Origin of the sequence: Sphingopyxis sp. (assembly GCF_019459305.1) — a bacterium.
Lineage (GTDB): Bacteria > Pseudomonadota > Alphaproteobacteria > Sphingomonadales > Sphingomonadaceae > Sphingopyxis.
The window spans coordinates 1-16740 of record NZ_JAIBES010000118.1; the positions used below are offsets into that span (position 1 = coordinate 1).

At 65.0% G+C, this 16740-nt stretch carries 20 protein-coding genes and 1 tRNA gene; 8 read left to right on the forward strand and 13 right to left on the reverse strand.

Annotated features, from left to right (window positions below; translation table 11 throughout):
- Positions 1-93 precede the first annotated feature (93 nt).
- Positions 94-417 carry a septum formation initiator family protein gene (locus K0M74_RS13780; RefSeq protein ID WP_293973462.1) on the reverse strand — a complete coding sequence of 108 codons (324 nt, stop codon included), beginning with the start codon at positions 415-417 and terminating at the stop codon, positions 94-96.
- 127 nt (positions 418-544) lie between these two features.
- Between K0M74_RS13780 and K0M74_RS13785 the strand changes: the two genes are divergently transcribed.
- Positions 545-2476 carry a S9 family peptidase gene (locus tag K0M74_RS13785; RefSeq protein WP_293973465.1) on the forward strand — a complete coding sequence of 644 codons (1932 nt, stop codon included), beginning with the start codon at positions 545-547 and terminating at the stop codon, positions 2474-2476.
- Between the two features lie 111 nt (positions 2477-2587).
- Here K0M74_RS13785 and eno read toward each other — a convergent pair whose 3' ends face one another.
- The gene (gene eno / locus K0M74_RS13790) at positions 2588-3862 is read right to left on the reverse strand and encodes a phosphopyruvate hydratase (protein WP_293973468.1); all 1275 of its coding nucleotides are present in this window, start codon (positions 3860-3862) and stop codon (positions 2588-2590) included.
- Positions 3863-4063: 201 nt separating this feature from the next.
- Between eno and K0M74_RS13795 the strand changes: the two genes are divergently transcribed.
- The 5 genes from K0M74_RS13795 (at position 4064) to K0M74_RS13815 (ending at position 6094) form a co-directional block, all read left to right on the forward strand.
- The gene (locus K0M74_RS13795) at positions 4064-4609 is read left to right on the forward strand and encodes a hypothetical protein (protein ID WP_293973471.1); all 546 of its coding nucleotides are present in this window, start codon (positions 4064-4066) and stop codon (positions 4607-4609) included.
- A gap of 37 nt (positions 4610-4646) precedes the next feature.
- Complete coding sequence (locus K0M74_RS13800) at positions 4647-5081, forward strand: phage holin family protein (RefSeq protein WP_293973474.1); 435 nt, start codon at positions 4647-4649, stop codon at positions 5079-5081.
- Entirely contained in the window at positions 5065-5472 is a 408-nt protein-coding gene (locus tag K0M74_RS13805) for a hypothetical protein (protein WP_293973477.1), read from the forward strand. The genes K0M74_RS13800 and K0M74_RS13805 overlap by 17 nt, the downstream gene beginning before the upstream one ends.
- On the forward strand, positions 5456-5809 hold the full coding sequence (locus K0M74_RS13810; protein WP_293973480.1) for a hypothetical protein: 354 nt from the start codon (positions 5456-5458) through the stop codon (positions 5807-5809). The genes K0M74_RS13805 and K0M74_RS13810 overlap by 17 nt, the downstream gene beginning before the upstream one ends.
- 69 nt (positions 5810-5878) lie before the next feature.
- Positions 5879-6094, forward strand: coding sequence for a DUF4170 domain-containing protein (locus tag K0M74_RS13815; RefSeq protein ID WP_137753697.1), 216 nt, complete (start codon positions 5879-5881; stop codon positions 6092-6094).
- Between the two features lie 106 nt (positions 6095-6200).
- On the opposite strand, the gene K0M74_RS13820 is transcribed toward K0M74_RS13815, so the two are convergent.
- The 4 genes from K0M74_RS13820 to K0M74_RS13835 all read right to left on the reverse strand — a co-directional run bounded on the left by K0M74_RS13820 (position 6201) and on the right by K0M74_RS13835 (position 10425).
- On the reverse strand, positions 6201-6479 hold the full coding sequence (locus tag K0M74_RS13820) for an ETC complex I subunit (RefSeq protein WP_293973482.1): 279 nt from the start codon (positions 6477-6479) through the stop codon (positions 6201-6203).
- Positions 6480-6549: 70 nt separating this feature from the next.
- Entirely contained in the window at positions 6550-9012 is a 2463-nt protein-coding gene (hrpB, locus tag K0M74_RS13825) for an ATP-dependent helicase HrpB (protein WP_293973485.1), read from the reverse strand.
- The gene (locus K0M74_RS13830; RefSeq protein WP_293973487.1) at positions 9012-9401 is read right to left on the reverse strand and encodes a DUF1801 domain-containing protein; all 390 of its coding nucleotides are present in this window, start codon (positions 9399-9401) and stop codon (positions 9012-9014) included. Before K0M74_RS13830 ends, hrpB begins: the two co-directional genes overlap by 1 nt.
- A gap of 10 nt (positions 9402-9411) precedes the next feature.
- A complete protein-coding gene (locus tag K0M74_RS13835) occupies positions 9412-10425 on the reverse strand; it encodes a polyprenyl synthetase family protein (protein ID WP_293973490.1) in 1014 nt (337 codons plus the stop codon).
- Positions 10426-10533: 108 nt separating this feature from the next.
- Between K0M74_RS13835 and K0M74_RS13840 the strand changes: the two genes are divergently transcribed.
- Positions 10534-10818, forward strand: a complete 285-nt coding sequence (locus tag K0M74_RS13840) for a chorismate mutase (protein ID WP_293973493.1) — start codon at positions 10534-10536, stop codon at positions 10816-10818.
- Positions 10815-11510 (forward strand): glutathione S-transferase N-terminal domain-containing protein, encoded by a 696-nt coding sequence (locus K0M74_RS13845; protein ID WP_293973496.1) that lies wholly within the window; start codon positions 10815-10817, stop codon positions 11508-11510. The genes K0M74_RS13840 and K0M74_RS13845 overlap by 4 nt, the downstream gene beginning before the upstream one ends.
- Positions 11511-11562: 52 nt before the next feature.
- Here the strand turns inward: K0M74_RS13845 and K0M74_RS13850 are convergent, their stop codons facing one another.
- The 7 genes from K0M74_RS13850 to K0M74_RS13880 all read right to left on the reverse strand — a co-directional run.
- A complete protein-coding gene (locus tag K0M74_RS13850) occupies positions 11563-12456 on the reverse strand; it encodes an OmpA family protein (protein ID WP_293973499.1) in 894 nt (297 codons plus the stop codon).
- Between the two features lie 161 nt (positions 12457-12617).
- Positions 12618-13922 (reverse strand): HAMP domain-containing sensor histidine kinase, encoded by a 1305-nt coding sequence (locus K0M74_RS13855; RefSeq protein WP_293973511.1) that lies wholly within the window; start codon positions 13920-13922, stop codon positions 12618-12620.
- A 113-nt stretch (positions 13923-14035) separates the two neighbouring features.
- Complete coding sequence (locus K0M74_RS13860; RefSeq protein WP_293973502.1) at positions 14036-14701, reverse strand: response regulator transcription factor; 666 nt, start codon at positions 14699-14701, stop codon at positions 14036-14038.
- A gap of 114 nt (positions 14702-14815) precedes the next feature.
- Positions 14816-15124: a hypothetical protein gene (locus K0M74_RS13865; RefSeq protein ID WP_293973505.1), complete on the reverse strand. Its 309-nt coding sequence runs from the start codon at positions 15122-15124 to the stop codon at positions 14816-14818.
- A gap of 87 nt (positions 15125-15211) precedes the next feature.
- A tRNA-Val gene (locus K0M74_RS13870) sits at positions 15212-15286 on the reverse strand.
- A gap of 189 nt (positions 15287-15475) precedes the next feature.
- Positions 15476-15748 (reverse strand): HU family DNA-binding protein, encoded by a 273-nt coding sequence (locus K0M74_RS13875; RefSeq protein ID WP_088441614.1) that lies wholly within the window; start codon positions 15746-15748, stop codon positions 15476-15478.
- A gap of 167 nt (positions 15749-15915) precedes the next feature.
- On the reverse strand, positions 15916-16740 hold an 825-nt coding region (locus K0M74_RS13880; RefSeq protein ID WP_293973508.1), incomplete at its 5' end, for a S16 family serine protease.

The following is a 16740-nucleotide window of genomic DNA, read 5'->3' on the forward strand; positions in this document are numbered from 1 at the left end:
ACCACCCGACATTGCTAGCGCCGCTAAGAAATCCAGAGGGGCTACCGGGGGCTCTGGATTGCCCCGCTGCGCTCGCAATGACGCAATCGGGAATTATTTCGCCTCGGGCTCCATCGGAATGATCACCTCATCGGGGTGATAGGCGCCCAGCTTTTCGCGCACATATTCCTCGGCCAGATCGGGATCCACGCGCCGCCGGTCGAGCAAGTTGACGCGGTTCTCAAGCTCGCTCTCTTTCTTCGCCAGTTTGGACAGCACGACGCGCTTCTTCTCGACCGACTGGCTATAATCGCCCCAGGCATACAGCCCGGTCGGACCAAGAATGATATAACCGATCATCGCCAACACCGCGATCACCGCGACCGCGGGGCCGACAGCCCGATTCATCGATTTGCGGAGTTTGTGGCGTTGCGTCATTCCCGCCCTTGAATCAGAGTTGATTCATGCCGTCAAGCGCCGACACCTCACTTTACCACCCAAAGGGTATGGCCGATCCGATTTTGCTCTGCCACAGTCTTGCGGACCATCGTTCAGGGGAAAAATCATGCGACTGTTCATCACCGCCATGTTGCTCGTCACGACTTCGCCGCTTGCCGCACAGATCGCGACGCCCGAACGCCCGATCACCGACCCGAAAACGATTGTCTCGCCCGTTAATCCCGACGCCCGTCCGGTGCCGCTCGACGACATCGGGGTCACCCGCTCACTCTACGACGCGGTGTGGAGCGCCGACGGCAAGAGCATCTTCATCGCCACCGACCTCACCGGTCGCGCCAACATCTGGCGCATGGACGCGGGCGGCAGCTGGCCGGTTCAGCTGACGCTGTCTGACGAAGCACAATCAGGGCTGGCCACGGCGCAGGACGGTCAGTGGCTTTATTTCACACAGGATGCCGGCGGGAACGAATATTATGACGTCTATCGCGTGCCCACGGCGGGCGGATCGCCAGAGAATCTGACGAACACGCCCGAGCGCAGCGAAAACGGACTGCTCGTGGGACCGACGGGCAGCCTCGTCGCACTGTCGACCAAGCTCAAGAGCGAAGGACAGAATAATCTCGCGGTGATGGACGCGGGCGGCAAGGTCCGCAATCTGACCGCTGAAAAGGACCCTGCCTACGGCTGGTCGCCGGTCGCTTGGATCGACGGCGGCAAGGCGATCATCGCCAACCGCAGCCTGGTCGACAGCTCGGCTAGCGAAATATGGAAGGTCGACGTCGCCAGCGGCACCGCGACGATGCTGCTCGGTAAGCCCAAGACCATCTATGCCGCGAGTGGCGCCACCCGCGACGGGGCGGTGCTCGCGGTGACCACCGACGAAGGCACCGGCCAGCCGCACGCCGGCGCCTACACTGTCGCGACCAAAAAATGGCAGTGGCTGGCGAAAACCCCGTGGGAGGAGACGAGCGACATCGTCACCCCCGACGGCAAAGCAATGTTCGTGCGCACCAACAACGACGGCCGCTCGACGCTGTCGCGCGTCGACCTTGCGACGATGGCCAGGACCGAACTCGCGCTCGATCCGGGCCGCGCGTCGATCCCCGGGCTCTTCGCGATTTCGCCCGACGGCAGCAAGATGTTCGTCACGCGCAGCGGCGCGGACTCACCGACGATGCTTTATGCCTATGACCTTGCCACCAACAAGGCCGTCCCCGTCGTGCCGCTGGCGATGGCCAGCTTGACCCCGAAGATGCTGCCCAAATCGCAGGTGGTAACCTACAAGAGCTTCGACGGCACGCCGATCAGCGCGATCGTCACCACGCCGTTCAATCTGAAGCGCGACGGCAGCGCCCCTGCGATCGTCATCCCGCACGGCGGCCCGACGGGTCAGGCGCAAGACGGCTTCTCGCGCTACGCCACCGCCTTCGCGACGCGCGGCTATGTCGTGATCCAGCCCAATTTCCGCGGATCGACCGGCTATGGCAAGACCTTCCAGGAAGCGAATTTCAAGGACCTCGGCGGCGGCGATTTGAAGGACACCGTCGCGGCGAAGGATTTCCTCGTCCGGTCGGGCTATGTCGACGCGAAAAAGGTCGGCATCTTCGGCGGCTCCTACGGCGGCTTCATGACGTTGATGGCGATCGGCCGCACCCCCGACGAATTCGCCGCGGCGGTGCAATGGTTCGGCATCATCAACTGGCGCACCATGTACCGCGACCAGGACGAACTGCTCAAAGCCTATCAGCGCACCCTGCTCGGCACGCCCGAGGCCGACGGTGCGGTTTACGACGCCTCGTCGCCGCTGACCTATATAAAGGCCGCGAAGGCACCACTGCTGACCATCCAGGGCGAAAACGACATCCGCGTTCCGCGCGGGCAGGCGCAGGAGGTGCACGACATCCTCAAGGCCAAAGGCAATGTCGTCGAGACAATCTATTACCCCGGCGAAGGCCATGGCTTCCAGAAGCGCGAGAACCAGCTGGACTCGCTGCGCCGGACGATCGGGTGGTTCGACAAATATTTGAAGGGGGAGTGAGAGGCGAGATTCCCATACTTTGTGACCCCGGACTTGGTCCGGGGTCCATTCAGTCAAGCGCAGCAATGAATCCCGGATCAATTCCGCGATGACGAAGGCCGGAGAGGCACTCTACCCGAAAATCGCAGCCCCCGGATAACGCGCCATGTCGCCCAGCTCTTCCTCGATGCGGATCAGCTGGTTGTACTTCGCCAGCCGGTCCGAGCGTGCGAGGCTGCCGGTTTTGATCTGTCCGCAGTTGGTCGCGACCGCGAGGTCGGCGATCGTCGAATCCTCGGTCTCGCCCGAACGGTGCGACATCACCGCCGTGTAGCGCGCGCGGTGCGCCATATCGACGGCGTCGAGCGTTTCGGACAGCGTACCGATCTGGTTGACCTTGACGAGCAGCGAGTTCGCGAGGCCGTCCTTGATCCCCTGCTCCAGGCGCAGCGGGTTGGTCACGAACAGATCGTCGCCGACGAGCTGGCACTTGTCGCCGACGAGATCGGTCAGCGCCTTCCAGCCCACAAAATCATCTTCGCTCATCCCGTCCTCGATCGACTTGATCGGGTAGTCGTTGACCAGCGCGGCGAGATATTCGGCCATCTGCTCGGGGCTGAGCGACAGCTCTTCACCGCTGATTTCATATTTGCCGTTCTTGAAGAATTCGGTCGCGGCGCAATCGAGTGCGAGCACGACGTCGGTGCCGAGCTTGAAACCCGCCTGATCGACTGAGGCGGCGATGAAGTCGAGCGCGGCGCGCGTCGAGGCGAGGTTCGGGGCGAAGCCGCCTTCGTCGCCGACCGCGGTGGCAAGACCCTTTGCCGACAGGCCTTTCTTCAGCGTGTGGAAAATCTCGCTGCCCCAGCGCACCGCTTCGGCGATGCTGCCGGCGCCGACAGGCATGATCATGAATTCCTGCACGTCGATCGGATTGTCGGCATGCTCGCCGCCGTTGATGATGTTCATCATCGGCACCGGCAAGGTGCGCGCCGACACGCCGCCGACATAACGATAGAGCGGCAGGCCGCGCGCGTCGGCGGCGGCCTTGGCGGCGGCGAGGCTGACGCCGAGGATCGCGTTCGCGCCGAGGCGGCTCTTGTTAGCGGTGCCGTCGAGGTCGATCATCGCCATGTCGAGTTCGCGCTGGTCCTCGGCATCGAGGCCGATCAGCGCGTCGGCGATGTCGCCATTGACCGCGGCGACCGCCTTGATCACGCCCTTGCCGAGATAACGACTCTTGTCGCCGTCGCGCAGCTCGACCGCTTCATGCGCGCCGGTCGAGGCGCCCGAGGGCACCGCGGCGCGGCCAAAGCTGCCGTCTTCGAGCAGCACATCGACTTCGACGGTGGGGTTGCCGCGGCTGTCGAGGATTTCGCGGCCATGGATGTCGATGATGGCGGTCATGGTTGGTGTCCTGCTGGCGGCCAGCGATCGGCCGGTTTGGAAAGGCGCCCGCCTGTTATCGGCGCGGCGCGGGAATCGCAATAATGGATAGGAATTTTGCTGGCCTATGGAACCAATGGGCCGCTCTTGCTATATATTCAGGCAGGACCAAAGGGATGTTCGCCAATGCGGCGCCCGACACAAGAAGAAGAGGACAACGCCATGGCTAAGCCCGCTACTCCCGCGCCGACCAAAACCGCCGCCCCGCGCCCCAAGGCACCCGCAAAGGCTGGCGCCACCAAGGCTGCGCCCGCGCGCAAGCCCGCGACGGTGAAAGCCGCCAAGGATCATCCGATCCGCGACCAGCTGGTTGCGACGCGCGACACCATCAAGTCGGAAGCGACGAAAAAGGCCGCCTCGCTGAAGGGTGAAGCGACGACGCTCGCCAACCAGGCATCGGCCAAGGCACGCGACGCCGCGACCAAGGGCAAGGGTAAGGCCGCCGACGCGGTCGGCAACCTCGCCAAGATGCTGGAAGACAGCGCCGGCACCGTCGATACCAAATTCGGCAAGCAATATGGCGATTACGCCCGCTCGGCCGCAGCGACCGTCGCGGGCCTCGCCTCGACGCTCGACAAAAAGGATCTCGACGAGCTCGCCGCTTCGACCAAGGATATGGTCAAGAAGAACCCGGCGATCGCGGTCGGCGCCGCCACCGTGATCGGTTTCGTGCTCGCCCGCATGCTCAAGGGCGGCTCGAACGATTGACAAGTTCTTGCCATCCTCAGATCCGACCCTCCCGCCCATGTCCGACGAGCGCAGCTTTGACGGCATAAGTCACGGCTATGCGCCCGACGGGCCCCCGGTCGCGCCGTCGCCGGTGCCGCTCGAACAGATTGTCGGCGATGTCGTCGACAATCTTTCGGCGACCGCACGGGCGGAGTTTGCGCTGATCGAAGCCCGCGGTGAGCTGGCGCTGCACGGTGCCAGCCGCGCGGCGATCTGGGGCGGGGTGGCGGCGACGGCGGCGGGGGTTGCGCTGCTGGCGCTGGCCTTCGGTGCGATCCTGGCGCTCTCGCCGCAGATTGGGCCGCTGCTGGCGACCTTGGTTGTCGTTTCGGCGCTACTGGTGATTGCAGCAATCGCGGCGTGGCGCGCGCACAGCCATTATGGCGACATCCGCACCGCGCTACGGCGCGACCTGACCAATGAGGGGATCGACGATGGCGCGGACGCGTAACCGCCTGATCGCCGCAGCGCGCCGCTCGATGCTCCAGCGCGCCGAACTGCACCGGCGGCTCGACGTCGCCAAGGCGGAGTTGAAGCCCGGGGCGCTCGTCGATCGCGGCAAATATCGACTCAATGCCAAAGTTGATGACGCGGCGCATGCTGTGCGCCGCGAGTTTCGCAACAACCGCCTGCCGATCGCCCTCGCTGCGGTCGCGGGCGTCGCATGGCTGCTGCGCGAACCGATCAAGGAGCATGCGCCGCGGCTGACGCGCAAGATTCAGGATATGGCGAACGCGATCACCGATCGCCTGCACCCCGCCGACGAGCCAGCCGACGAAATATATGCCGATGACGGCGAAACGATCGAACCAGTGGAGAATGACGATGAAGCCGTTCAGTGAAACCGCCAGCGATGCGCGCGCCAAAGCGAGTGAACTTGCCGAGAAAACTGCCGAAAACGCGCGGCTGACCGCCGAAGCGGCGAAGGCGCGGATCCAGGACGGCTATGGCCGCGCGCGCGCCGCCACCGAAGATTTGGCGCACAAAGCCAGCGAACAGGCAGGCGTCGCCCGCGAAGCCGCTGGCGAAGCGTATGAAAAGGGCAAGGTCCAGGCCAAGCGCGCGAACAGCAAGCTCAAGGACGTGGCCGAAAAGCAGCCGATGGCGCTGGTCGCCGGGGCGGTGGCAATCGGTGCGTTGCTCGGGTCGTTGCTACCGAAGGGCCGCAACGACGATTGACCGGCTTGCCGTAGCGGCGCCACGCTGTTAGGGGCCGCGCCTTCTCCCCGACCCGCAAGGACAGCAGCCATGAGCAAATTGCATCTCGTGTTCGGTGGACGCGTCAGCGATCCGCAGGGAACCGACTTTGTCGACCTCCACAACCTCGACGTCGTCGGGCTGTTTCCCGACTATAAGTCGGCGGAAAAAGCGTGGCGCGCCGCGGCGCAGCGCACCGTCGACGATGCCGAAATGAAATATGTCGTCGTTCATCTGCACAAGCTGTTGCAGCCGGACAGCGAATAAACCCCCTCGTCATTGCGAGGAGCGCAGCGACGCGGCAATCCAGCGCATGCATAAACCGCTCTGGATTGCTTCGCTTCGCTCGCAATGACGAAATAATCTTGAGTATTTACCGGAAATTATCCGCATAAGCCTGAATCTTCAACGTTCGCACCGGCGGTGCAACCACCTCGGCATCGATCCCGTTGCGCTCCGCATAAGCCACCGCTTCGACCTGACTGGCAAAGCCGAGCCGGATCTGCCGCTGCGTATCGCCGCTGCCCGCCCATCCCATCAACGGGTCGGGCTTGCGCGCTTCGGCGGGGGCGAATTCCAGCATCCAGCGCTGCGTTCCGGCGCGCCCCGACTGCATCGCATTTTTGGGTTTCTGGAAGATGCGCGCTTTCATTGGGACTGTCCTGCGTTGGTTGGGCTGCCCGTGCCTTAGCGGCTTGGCGGCCTCGCGAAAAGGGTCAACCTTAAGCCCCGTCGCGCCGCGCCTGCGCCGCCTTGGTCATCAAGGTCGGGCGGGCGTTGGCGGGGTCGTCGGGCCAGCTGTGCTTGGGGTAACGGCCACGCATCTCGCGCGCCAAATCGTGCCAGCTGCCGCCCCAGAAGCTGACGAGATCACGCGTCGTCTGAATCGGCCGATGCGCGGGCGAGGTCAGCGCGAGCACCAGCGGCACCGGCGGATCGCCGATCATGGGGTGGCGCGCCAGCCCGAACAATTCCTGCACCCGCACGCTGACCGTCGGCCCGCCGTCGGCGCCATAGTCGATCGGATGGCGGCTCCCGACCGGGGTGAGATAATCGGCAGGCGCATGTTTTTCGAGCAACTGCTGCGCCGACCAGTCGAGCAACCCCATCAGCGCATCGGTCAGCCTGCGGTCGCCAATGTCACGCAGACCGCGGCATCCCGCGAGCAGCGGTGGCAACCAAATGTCGAGGCTGTCGGCGAGCGCACCGGTCGACAGCGTATCGATGCCGGCAAAGCTCGCCCGCTGGCGCAGGGCCTGCGCCGCTGCCCCCCATGCAATCAGGCCGAGCCCTTTGTCGCGCACCGCCGCGAGCCGCAACGCGATGTCCTCCTCGACATTGTCGCTGCGCCCCGCCTGCCCGCTGGTCAGCGCGATCGCGCCGAGCCGTCGTTCGCGGCGGTGATCGACGCGGTCGCTGGCGGCGTCATAGCTGCTCGCGGCGTGCGCGACGATGCGGTCGGCGAAGATCGCCTCGACCTCGGCCTGCTCGATCGGTGCGGCGGCGAGGATGCGGACCCCGGCGGCATGCCCCTGCGCGTCGGCGATCGCGAGCCATTCGCTGCCCGCGAGCGGTTCGACCGGGTCGATGCGATAGGCGCGGCCGCCGACGCTGAGATATTCGCCGCGCTGCCCCGCCCGCTGGCGCGCCACGCGATCGGGCCAGGCGGTCGCAATCCTGCCGCCGATCGAGCGCGCTCCGACCTCATCGGTCCCTGACGCCAGCTTGTCACCGATGCTCGCCAGCCGCCGTGCCAGTCGGACCGCGCCTTCGCTGCGGTCGCCCCGCTGCCCGCGCCAGCGCCCGAGCCGCGCCTCGACATCGACGCCGCGCCCGCCGAGCCCCGGTTCGGTGAGCAGCACCGCGAGCCGTCCGGCCAACTCGCCCTCCCCCGTGCGCGCCGCGTCGAGCAGCATATGCGCGAGCGGCACCGGCAGCGGGATCGCGGCGAGCGCCTTGCCGTGCGCGGTGATGCGGCCGTCGTCGGCCAGCGCACCGATCGCCTGCAAGCGCGTTTTGGCGTCAGCGATCGCGGCGGATGACGGCGGGTCGAGCCAGCCCAACTGGCGCGGATCGATAATGCCCCAGCTGGCGCAGTCGAGCACGACGGGCATCAAGTCATTCTCGTGGATTTCGGGCGGATCGAAGAGTGGCATCCCCGCGGTCGCGGCAGCTTCCCACAGGCGGTATGCAACCCCTGGCCCTTGGCGCGCCGCGCGCCCGGCGCGCTGGGTCGCCGAAGCCTGGCTGGCGCGCTCGGTGACCAACCGCGCGATGCCCGCCGCCTTGTCGAACCGCGGCCGGCGCGACAGCCCGGCATCGATGACGATCCGCACCCCGTCGATGGTCAGGCTGGTTTCGGCAATGCTCGTCGCGAGGATCAACTTGCGCCCGCCATCAGGATCGCGGACGAGCGCCTTGCGCTGTAACGCCGGATCGATCTGGCCGTGCAGCCGGTGGACGACGAGCGGCAACCCCGATGCCTCGACCGCCGCCGCGGCGCGTTCGATGTCGGCGGCGCCGGGCAGGAAGCACAGCATGTCGCCTTCGCCCGCATCGGCCATTGCCTGCCGCACCGCGCCCAGCACACTGGCCTCCAGCCGGTCCTCGGGGCGGCGACCGATATGGCGTAGCTCGAGCGGGAAAATCTTGCCCTCGCTGCGCACAACCGGCGCATTGCCGAGCAGCGCTCCAAAGCGCGCGCCGTCGAGCGTCGCCGACATCGCGATCAGCCGCAGATCGTCGCGCAGCCCCTGCTGCGCATCGATCGCCAGCGCGAGCGCAAAGTCGCCGTCGAGGCTGCGTTCGTGGACCTCGTCGAACAGCACCGCCGACACGCCGGTGAGTTCGGGATCGGCGAGGATGCGGTTGCGGAACAGCCCCGGGGTCATCACCAGCAGACGCGTCGCTGCCGAATGTTTGCTGTCGAGCCGCGTCGCATAGCCGACCTTGCCGCCGACCGGCTCGCCCATCTCGTCGGCAATCCGCTCGGCCGCAGCGCGCGCCGCCAGGCGGCGGGGCGAGAGCAGCCAGACGGTGCCGCTGCACCACGGCTGGGCCAGCAATGCGGGCGCGACGCGCGTCGTCTTGCCCGCGCCCGGCGGCGCCACGACGACGGCATTGGGTTTCAACACAAGCGCCGCCATGATGTCGGGCAGCACCGGATCGATCGGCAGCGACTGCATCAGGCGCGCGCCGCCGGATTGCCGAGTTCGACGTTGAGGCGATGGGTCTTGGCGGCGAGCCGGGCGACTTGCTCCGCGGTGACTTCGGTCGCTTCGGTCGACACCAGATTGCCGAGTTCATATTTTCCGCTCACCTTGATCCGCGGCTCAAGGTCGCGTAGCCGCTTTCCCCGCCAGAAGCCGAGCAGGACGCGCTGCTCCTCGGCGCGGATCAGGCTGCACGGGCCGTTCGCCATGAAGACGAGGTTCGTCCATTTGATCGTTTCGTCGAAGGGAGCGGCCGCCATGATGGCCGCGCGCATCATCCGGCAACGATCCAGCTGCCAGCCGGATAAGGCGGCGACATAGGCGTTGGGTGTTTCCGCAACCGGACCCATGCCCATTGCCATCACACGCGGCTCAATAAGCCCGCGCGATGGCGAAAGCGACCGCTTCGGTCAGCGCCGCTTTGGCCTGGCTGGCACGAAAGCCGCCGATCGCATCGACGGCGCGCTGGCCATAATGCCGCGCGCGTGCCAGCGTGTCTTCGATCGTAGCATGCTTGTGGAGCAGGCTGGTGGCGTGCAGCAGGTCTTCGTCCGCGGTGCGGTGGCCGGTGATCGCTAGCTTCCAGAAATCGCGTTCCTCGGCGCTGCCGCGCGCATAGGCGAGGATGACGGGCAGCGTTACCTTGCCGTCGCGGAAATCGTCGCCGACCCCCTTGCCCATCGTTTCGGCGTCCGAGACATAGTCGATCGCATCGTCAACCAGCTGGAACGCGATGCCGAGGTTACGGCCATAGGCGTCGAGCGCGGCTTCGGTCGCCTCGTCGCGTTCAGCGACGACCGCGGCGATCTTGCATGCCGCGGCGAACAGCTCGGCGGTCTTGGCGTTGATGATCGCGAGATACTGGTCTTCGCTCGTCTCAATACGCCGCTGCGCCGACAACTGGTTTACCTCGCCCTCGGCAATCACCGCCGATGCGCGCGACAGGATCTTGAGCACTTTCAGCGACCCGTCCTCGACCATCACCTCGAACGCGCGGCTGAACAGGAAATCTCCGACCAGCACCGACGCGCTGTTGCCCCAGATCAGGTTCGCGGTCTTGCGCCCGCGGCGGAGGTCCGATTTGTCGACGACATCGTCGTGGAGGAGCGTCGCGGTGTGGATAAACTCGACCGCGGCGGCCAGTTTGCAATGGCGACGCCCCGGATAATCGAGCAACTTGCCGCACGCGAGCGTCAGCATCGGCCGCATCCGTTTTCCGCCGCCCGCAATCAGGTGACCGGCGAGTTCGGGGATCAGCGGCACTTCGGATTGCATGCGGTCGAGAATGACCGAATTGACCTCGTTCATATCGGCGGCGACAAGCGCCATCATCGGGTCGAGCGAGGGGGGCCGTTCGCCGTGGAGCTGGTGGATTTCGGCAGTCATGATGCGGCGAGCCTTGGGCGTGCGGCCGCGATTTTGCAACGACTTTCGGCTTGCATGAGCCCCCCGCGCGGTGCCAAGCGTGCCGGGCACAAGAGGAGCCGCGCACCCATGGACGACCAACTGAGCCGCTTTCGCCAGAGCATCGACAATATCGACGCGGCGCTCGTCTATATGCTCGCCGAACGGTTCAAGGTGACGAAGGCGGTCGGCGAACTCAAGGCCCGCGAAGGCCTGCCCCCTGCCGACCCAACTCGCGAGGAACGGCAGATCGAACGGCTGCGGTCGCTGGCGCGCGACGCCGACCTCGACCCCGAATTCAGCGAAAAATTCCTGCGCTTCATCATCGAAGAAGTGATCCGCCATCACCAGCAGGTGCGCGAGGCGGGCGCGTGAGCGCGACGCATCCCATTTTCGCCTGCTGGCCCGCGCAACACCCCGACCGGCTCCAGCTATTTTCCGCACCGACGCCGAACGGCGTCAAAGCGGCGATCATGCTCGAGGAAACGGGGTTGCCCTATGAGGCGCACCGGATCGACATCATTGCGAACGAAAGCCACGACCCGGCGTTTCTCGCGCTCAATCCGAATGGCAAAATTCCGGCGATCTATGATCCGGACGGTCCCGGCGGCGCGCCGCTCGCGCTATGGGAATCGGGGGCGATCCTGATTTATCTCGCCGACAAGAGCGGCCAGTTGCTCGCGGCTGATCCGGCCACACGCTATGAGACGATCCAGTGGGTGATGTGGCAGATGGGCGGGATCGGACCGATGTTCGGCCAGCTCGGCTTCTTCCATAAATTTGCCGGGCGCGACTATGCGGACAAGCGCCCGCGCGATCGATATGCGGCGGAATCGGCGCGACTGATGGGCGTGCTCGACGCGCGGCTGGCCGATCGGTTGTGGGTGATAGGCGATGATTACAGCATCGCCGATATTTCGCTGCTCGGCTGGGTGCGCAATCTGATCGGTTTTTACGAAGCCGCCGAGATTGTCGGCTTCGACCGTTTCGCGCATGTGCAGCGCTGGCTCGACGCCGGGTTGGCGCGGCCCGCGGTGCAGCGCGGGCTGGTGGTCACGGCCGCTTGAACCTGTCGATGCGCAGCCGGGAACGGGTTTGACCCGTCCCCGGCGCGTTTGTTTACATGCCGTCGAGGCCCTTGCTGACGAGAATATTCACCGCCACACGGCGGTTCTGCGCCTTGCCTTCGGGGGTCGTATTATCCGCCGCCGGATCGGCTTCGGCCATCCCGGTGGGGGTCAGCATGCGATAGGGTTTCCAGCGGCAGGCCTGCTGGAGATGATTAACGACGCGGCCAGCGCGCTTTTCGCTCAGTTCCTGATTGATTTCCTCGCTACCCGTGGAATCGGTGTAGCCGACGACCAGCAGCAGGGCGTTGTCCATCGCTTCAGCCTGGGTGGCCGCGGCGCAAAGGTCGGCTTTCGCTTGCGATGACAGCACCGCCTTGCCAGTGTCGAAATTCACGTTGATTGTGCTTTTGACGTTATATTGATCGATGTCGCCAACGCGGCTTCGTAAGGCTTCCGTCGCCGCGGTCTGTTCGGCAAAGCGCTGGTCGGTGCCGGTGCGGATCATCGATGCTGTCCGCAGATCCTTGCTCTTGAGATCAACTTCGCTGGCGACCAGCCCGCCGTCCCATTGCAGGGTCTCGACGGTCACCGGCAGGCCGTTGAGCAGCGAATCCGCGGCGAGCTTGTCGCTATTCAGGCCCAGAAAGCCGCCCTTCGACTTGATCTTGGTATAGTCGGCGATCGCGATGACCGCGTCATTGCCGTCGGCGGTGCGAACCCGCATCCGCCCATCGCTGCGCGCCGAGATGATGCCCTCGACCTGCGGCCCCTTGGTCATCTGATCGGGAGTCGGCAGCGTGCCATAGACGGTCGCCATGACGTCGCCGTCGGCGGGTGCTTCCTGCGGCGGCTCTTGCGATTGTGCGGCAAGGCCGACGGGCGCGGCGCTAGCCAGCATGGCGAGCAACAACAATGTTTTTGGTCGGTTGGAAACGGTAAGCATGACCCTACTCCTTCAATGAGCCGCCCCCGCGAGTTCCCGTCGCCCCTTCTGGCAAGTACCTGCGCCCCGCAAGCCGGGACGTTCGGTTGCGCGGACAATATGGGCGGATTGTGCGGTGAACCGATGCAAACGGCCCCGCACGGCCGTGTTTTTCAGGCCGTCTAGCCCGCGGGCAGCCGAAGTCGCACCAACAATCCGCCCAGATCTTCGCTTTCTTCGAGCGCGATGCTGCCACCGTAAATTTCGGCGACATCGCGCACAATCGCGAGGCCCAGCCCGGTCCCCGGCTTGCCGCTGTCGAGCCGGACGCCGCGGTCGAAGATGCGGGTGCGGTCGGCGGGTGAAATCCCTGCCCCGTCGTCCTCGACAAGGATCTCGGCCATCGCGCCATCGCGCTGGATCGTAACAAAGACACTGCCGCCGCCATATTTGGCGGCGTTTTCGAGAAGATTGCCGACCAGTTCGTCGAGATCCTGGCGTTCGACCCGCGCGACCAATTGCTTGTCGCCCGCCGCGTCGAGCCGCACCTTGGGATAAAGCAGCGCCACCGCGCGCGTCACACTGTCGACGCTTTCGCGGACATTGGCGCGCGCTTGCGCCGCACCACGGCGGCCCACCGCGCGGGCGCGAGCGAGATGGTGCTCGACCTGCCGCTGCATCGTTGCCGCCTCGCGCCGCACCGTTTCGGCGAGCGGCGACGTCTGGCTGGTCGCGCTATTGAGCAGCACGGTGAGCGGGGTTTTAAGCGCATGCGCGAGATTGCCGGCGTGCAGCCGCGCTTCCTCGGCCTGTTTCTCGTTATGCGCGAGCAGCGCGTTGAGCTCGTCGACCATCGGCTGCACCTCGAGCGGCAGCGGCGCATCGACGCGCCGGTTCTGCCCGCCGCGCATCGCCGCGATCGCGCGCCGGATATGACGCAGCGGCCACAGCCCGTAGAAGGTCTGGAGCGCGGCGAGGATCAGGAGGCCGAGGCCGAGTAGCGCCAGACTGGGGACCAGCGTCGCGCGCACCGCGCCGACCTGCGTGTCGAGCGCCTCGCGCGACTGCGCAATCTGGTACCGCCAGCTGACCTTGCTGCCCGGCAGGATGACATTGCGTTCGAGCACGCGCAGCTCTTCGTCGGGGAACTGATTACTGTCGTAAATATGGATTTCGTCGTCGATATGCGGGGTCGGCGCCTTCAGCGACCGTTCCCACAGCGAGCGTGAGCGATAGGGTTCCTGCGCCCCGCCGCTGATCTGCCAATAGAGACCGCTATAGGGTTCAAGGAACCGCTGATCGCCGAGCGGTTCGACCAGCCGCACTTCGCCATCGGGACCGATCTCGGACGAGCGGATCATCGCGATCAACACATATTCGAGGCTGGAATCGAAATTGCGCGTGATCGCGCCGGTCAGCACCCGGTCGAGCGCGAAGCCGCCGCCGACCAGCAGCACCGAAATCCACAGCGCCGCGATTGCGATCATGCGTCGCGCCAGCGATCCGGTGATGCGGCTGGTCAGCGCGACCGGTTTTTCCACCGGTTCACGGGCTGTCACGCCTGTCGCACTGGGTTCCATATCGGCCATGGCCGAACGGTTCAGCCCTGAGGATCGTCGAGCTGGTAACCCAGACCGCGGATCGTGGTGATGATGTCGGCGCCCAGTTTTTTGCGGATGCGCGTGACGAACACTTCGATCGTGTTCGAATCGCGATCGAAGTCCTGATCGTAGATATGCTCGATCAGCTCGGTGCGCGACACGACCTTGCCCTTGTGGTGGAGCAGGTACGACAGCAGCTTATATTCCTGCGCGGTCAGCTTCACCGCCTCACCGGCGAGCGTGACGCGGCCCGAGCGCGTGTCGAGGCGAACCTGACCCGCGGTCAACTCGCTCGACGCATTGCCCGCAGCGCGGCGGATCAGCGCGCGCAGGCGCGCGATCAGCTCTTCGGTCTGGAACGGTTTGGCCAGATAATCGTCGGCGCCCGCATCTAGGCCCGCGACTTTGTCCGACCAGCTGTCGCGCGCGGTGAGCACCAGCACCGGGAAGTTGCGCTTTTCACGGCGCCAGCGGTCGAGCACCGTCAGCCCGTCGATTTCGGGCAGCCCAAGGTCGAGGATCGCCGCGTCATAATTTTCGGTCGAGCCGAGGAAATGGCCATCCTCACCATCGGTCGCAAGATCGACGGCATAGCCTGCGCTCTCCAGCGTCGCCTTCAGTTGCGGGCCGAGGGTGGGTTCGTCTTCGACAATCAAGATCCGCATTCGGACGCCTTTCCTTTGCTGACCGGTCGCACCGGCCGCATGTTTCGACTGTGTATCAAGTCCGAACGATCATCGCAAAATGTCGTTGCGATGATCCTCAGCGATTTCAGGGTATCACGGTTTGCGCCCGACAATCCGGCCGGTGCGGGCATCGACAAAAACGACGACGACCTGGCTGCCGTCCATGAATTTCAGCGCATAGATCATGCGGCCCGCATCGAACTGCGGCCCGCCTAGATATTCCATCTCGTTATACGGGGCGCGCGAACGCACCTCGGCGATCAGACGGTTGAGCGGGATGATCTGCCCCTGCGCCGCCGCATCGCGCAGATGGTCCTGATCGCGATTGCCGCGCGCGGCCGCAGGCGCCGCTGCGGAAAGCAGCAGGGCCGAGATGAGCGAAAAGGTCAGAGTGCGGATCATGGCCGTCTCTCTAATGCAAAGGCATTGAATAGGCGATGAATGGTCCGGTCAGGTGCGGTTTCACTTCCGCACGGTCCGATCGGGCCATGGTGGGCGCGGCAGGGATTGAACCTGCGACCCCACCCGTGTGAAGGGTGTGCTCTACCACTGAGCTACGCGCCCGTCCGGGTCCGACCGAATGGCCGACGCACGAAAGCCGGACGTCCATAGCCGCTGCGCCGATGATTGCAACGGCGATTTCGTCGAAACCACCGAGGAGATCAACGCGTTCGTCGAAACCACCGCGTCTATGAAAATCAGGCCGCAGCTTGCGCTGCGGCCCGAAATATTCTCACCCAAAGGGCTGGCCAATCAGTTGACCGCGTCCTTGAGGGCCTTGCCGGCCTTGAACTTAGGCTGGTTCGACGCCGCGATGGTCATCGTTTCGCCGGTGCGCGGGTTGCGACCGGTCGATGCCTTGCGCTTGCTGACGGCGAAGGTGCCGAAACCAACGAGACGAACTTCGCCACCCTTTTTCAGCGAACCCGTGATCGCTTCGAAAACGGCTTCGACGGCTTTGCTCGCGTCACCCTTGGTCAGGCCGCTCGAGTCAGCGACGGCGGCGATCAGGTCTTGTTTGTTCATGCCTAAGGAACCCCTGCTTTTGGTTGATTGAATGATTCATGGCCGTGCCATGGGGCGCCACTAACGCGGTTTCGCCCCATGTTGTCAAAGCAAAAAGGCTCGAAAACCGTCGCAAAACGACGATTTTGCGACGAAAAGCGGGGTTATGCGCCGCCAATCAACCGGGGTCAGTGGCGAATCGTTGTCTCAGGGTCCGATCCGGGGACATGCGGCGGCGACGCGGCCAGTTCGTCGGCTTCGGTCCACTCGATAGGGACGATCGGGCTGACCAACGCGACCGCGAGCACCTCGTCGACATGGCTGACCGGAATGATCTTCAATCCCGTCGTGATGTTCGCCGGGATTTCGACCAGATCCTTTTCATTTTCCTCAGGGATCAACACCGTCGTGATACCGCCGCGCAGTGCTGCGAGCAGCTTTTCCTTGAGGCCGCCGATCGCGAGCACACGGCCGCGCAGCGTAACTTCGCCGGTCATCGCGACATCGCGGCGCACCGCAATCCCGGTCAGCGTCGAAATCATCGCGGTCACCATGCCTACACCCGCCGACGGGCCGTCCTTCGGCACGGCGCCTTCGGGCAGATGGATATGGATGTCCTTGCGCGCGAACAGGCTGGGCTTGATGCCATAGCTGGGCGCGCGCGCCTTTACGAACGACAGCGCCGCCTGCACCGACTCGGTCATCACTTCGCCGAGCTTACCGGTGGTACGCACCTGCCCCTTGCCCGATGCGGTGACCGCTTCGATCGTCAGCAATTCGCCGCCGACCTCGGTCCACGCCAGCCCGGTGACCGCGCCGATCTGGTCCTCCAGATCGCCCATGCCGTGACGATATTTACGCACGCCTGAAAACTCGTTGAGATTTTCGGACGTGACGGTGACGCTTTCGGCCTTGCCCTCAAGAATACGGCGCAGCGCTTTGCGCGCCAGCCGCGCAATCTCGCGCTCCAGCGTGCGGACGCCGGCCTCGCGGGTGTAATAGCGGATCAGATC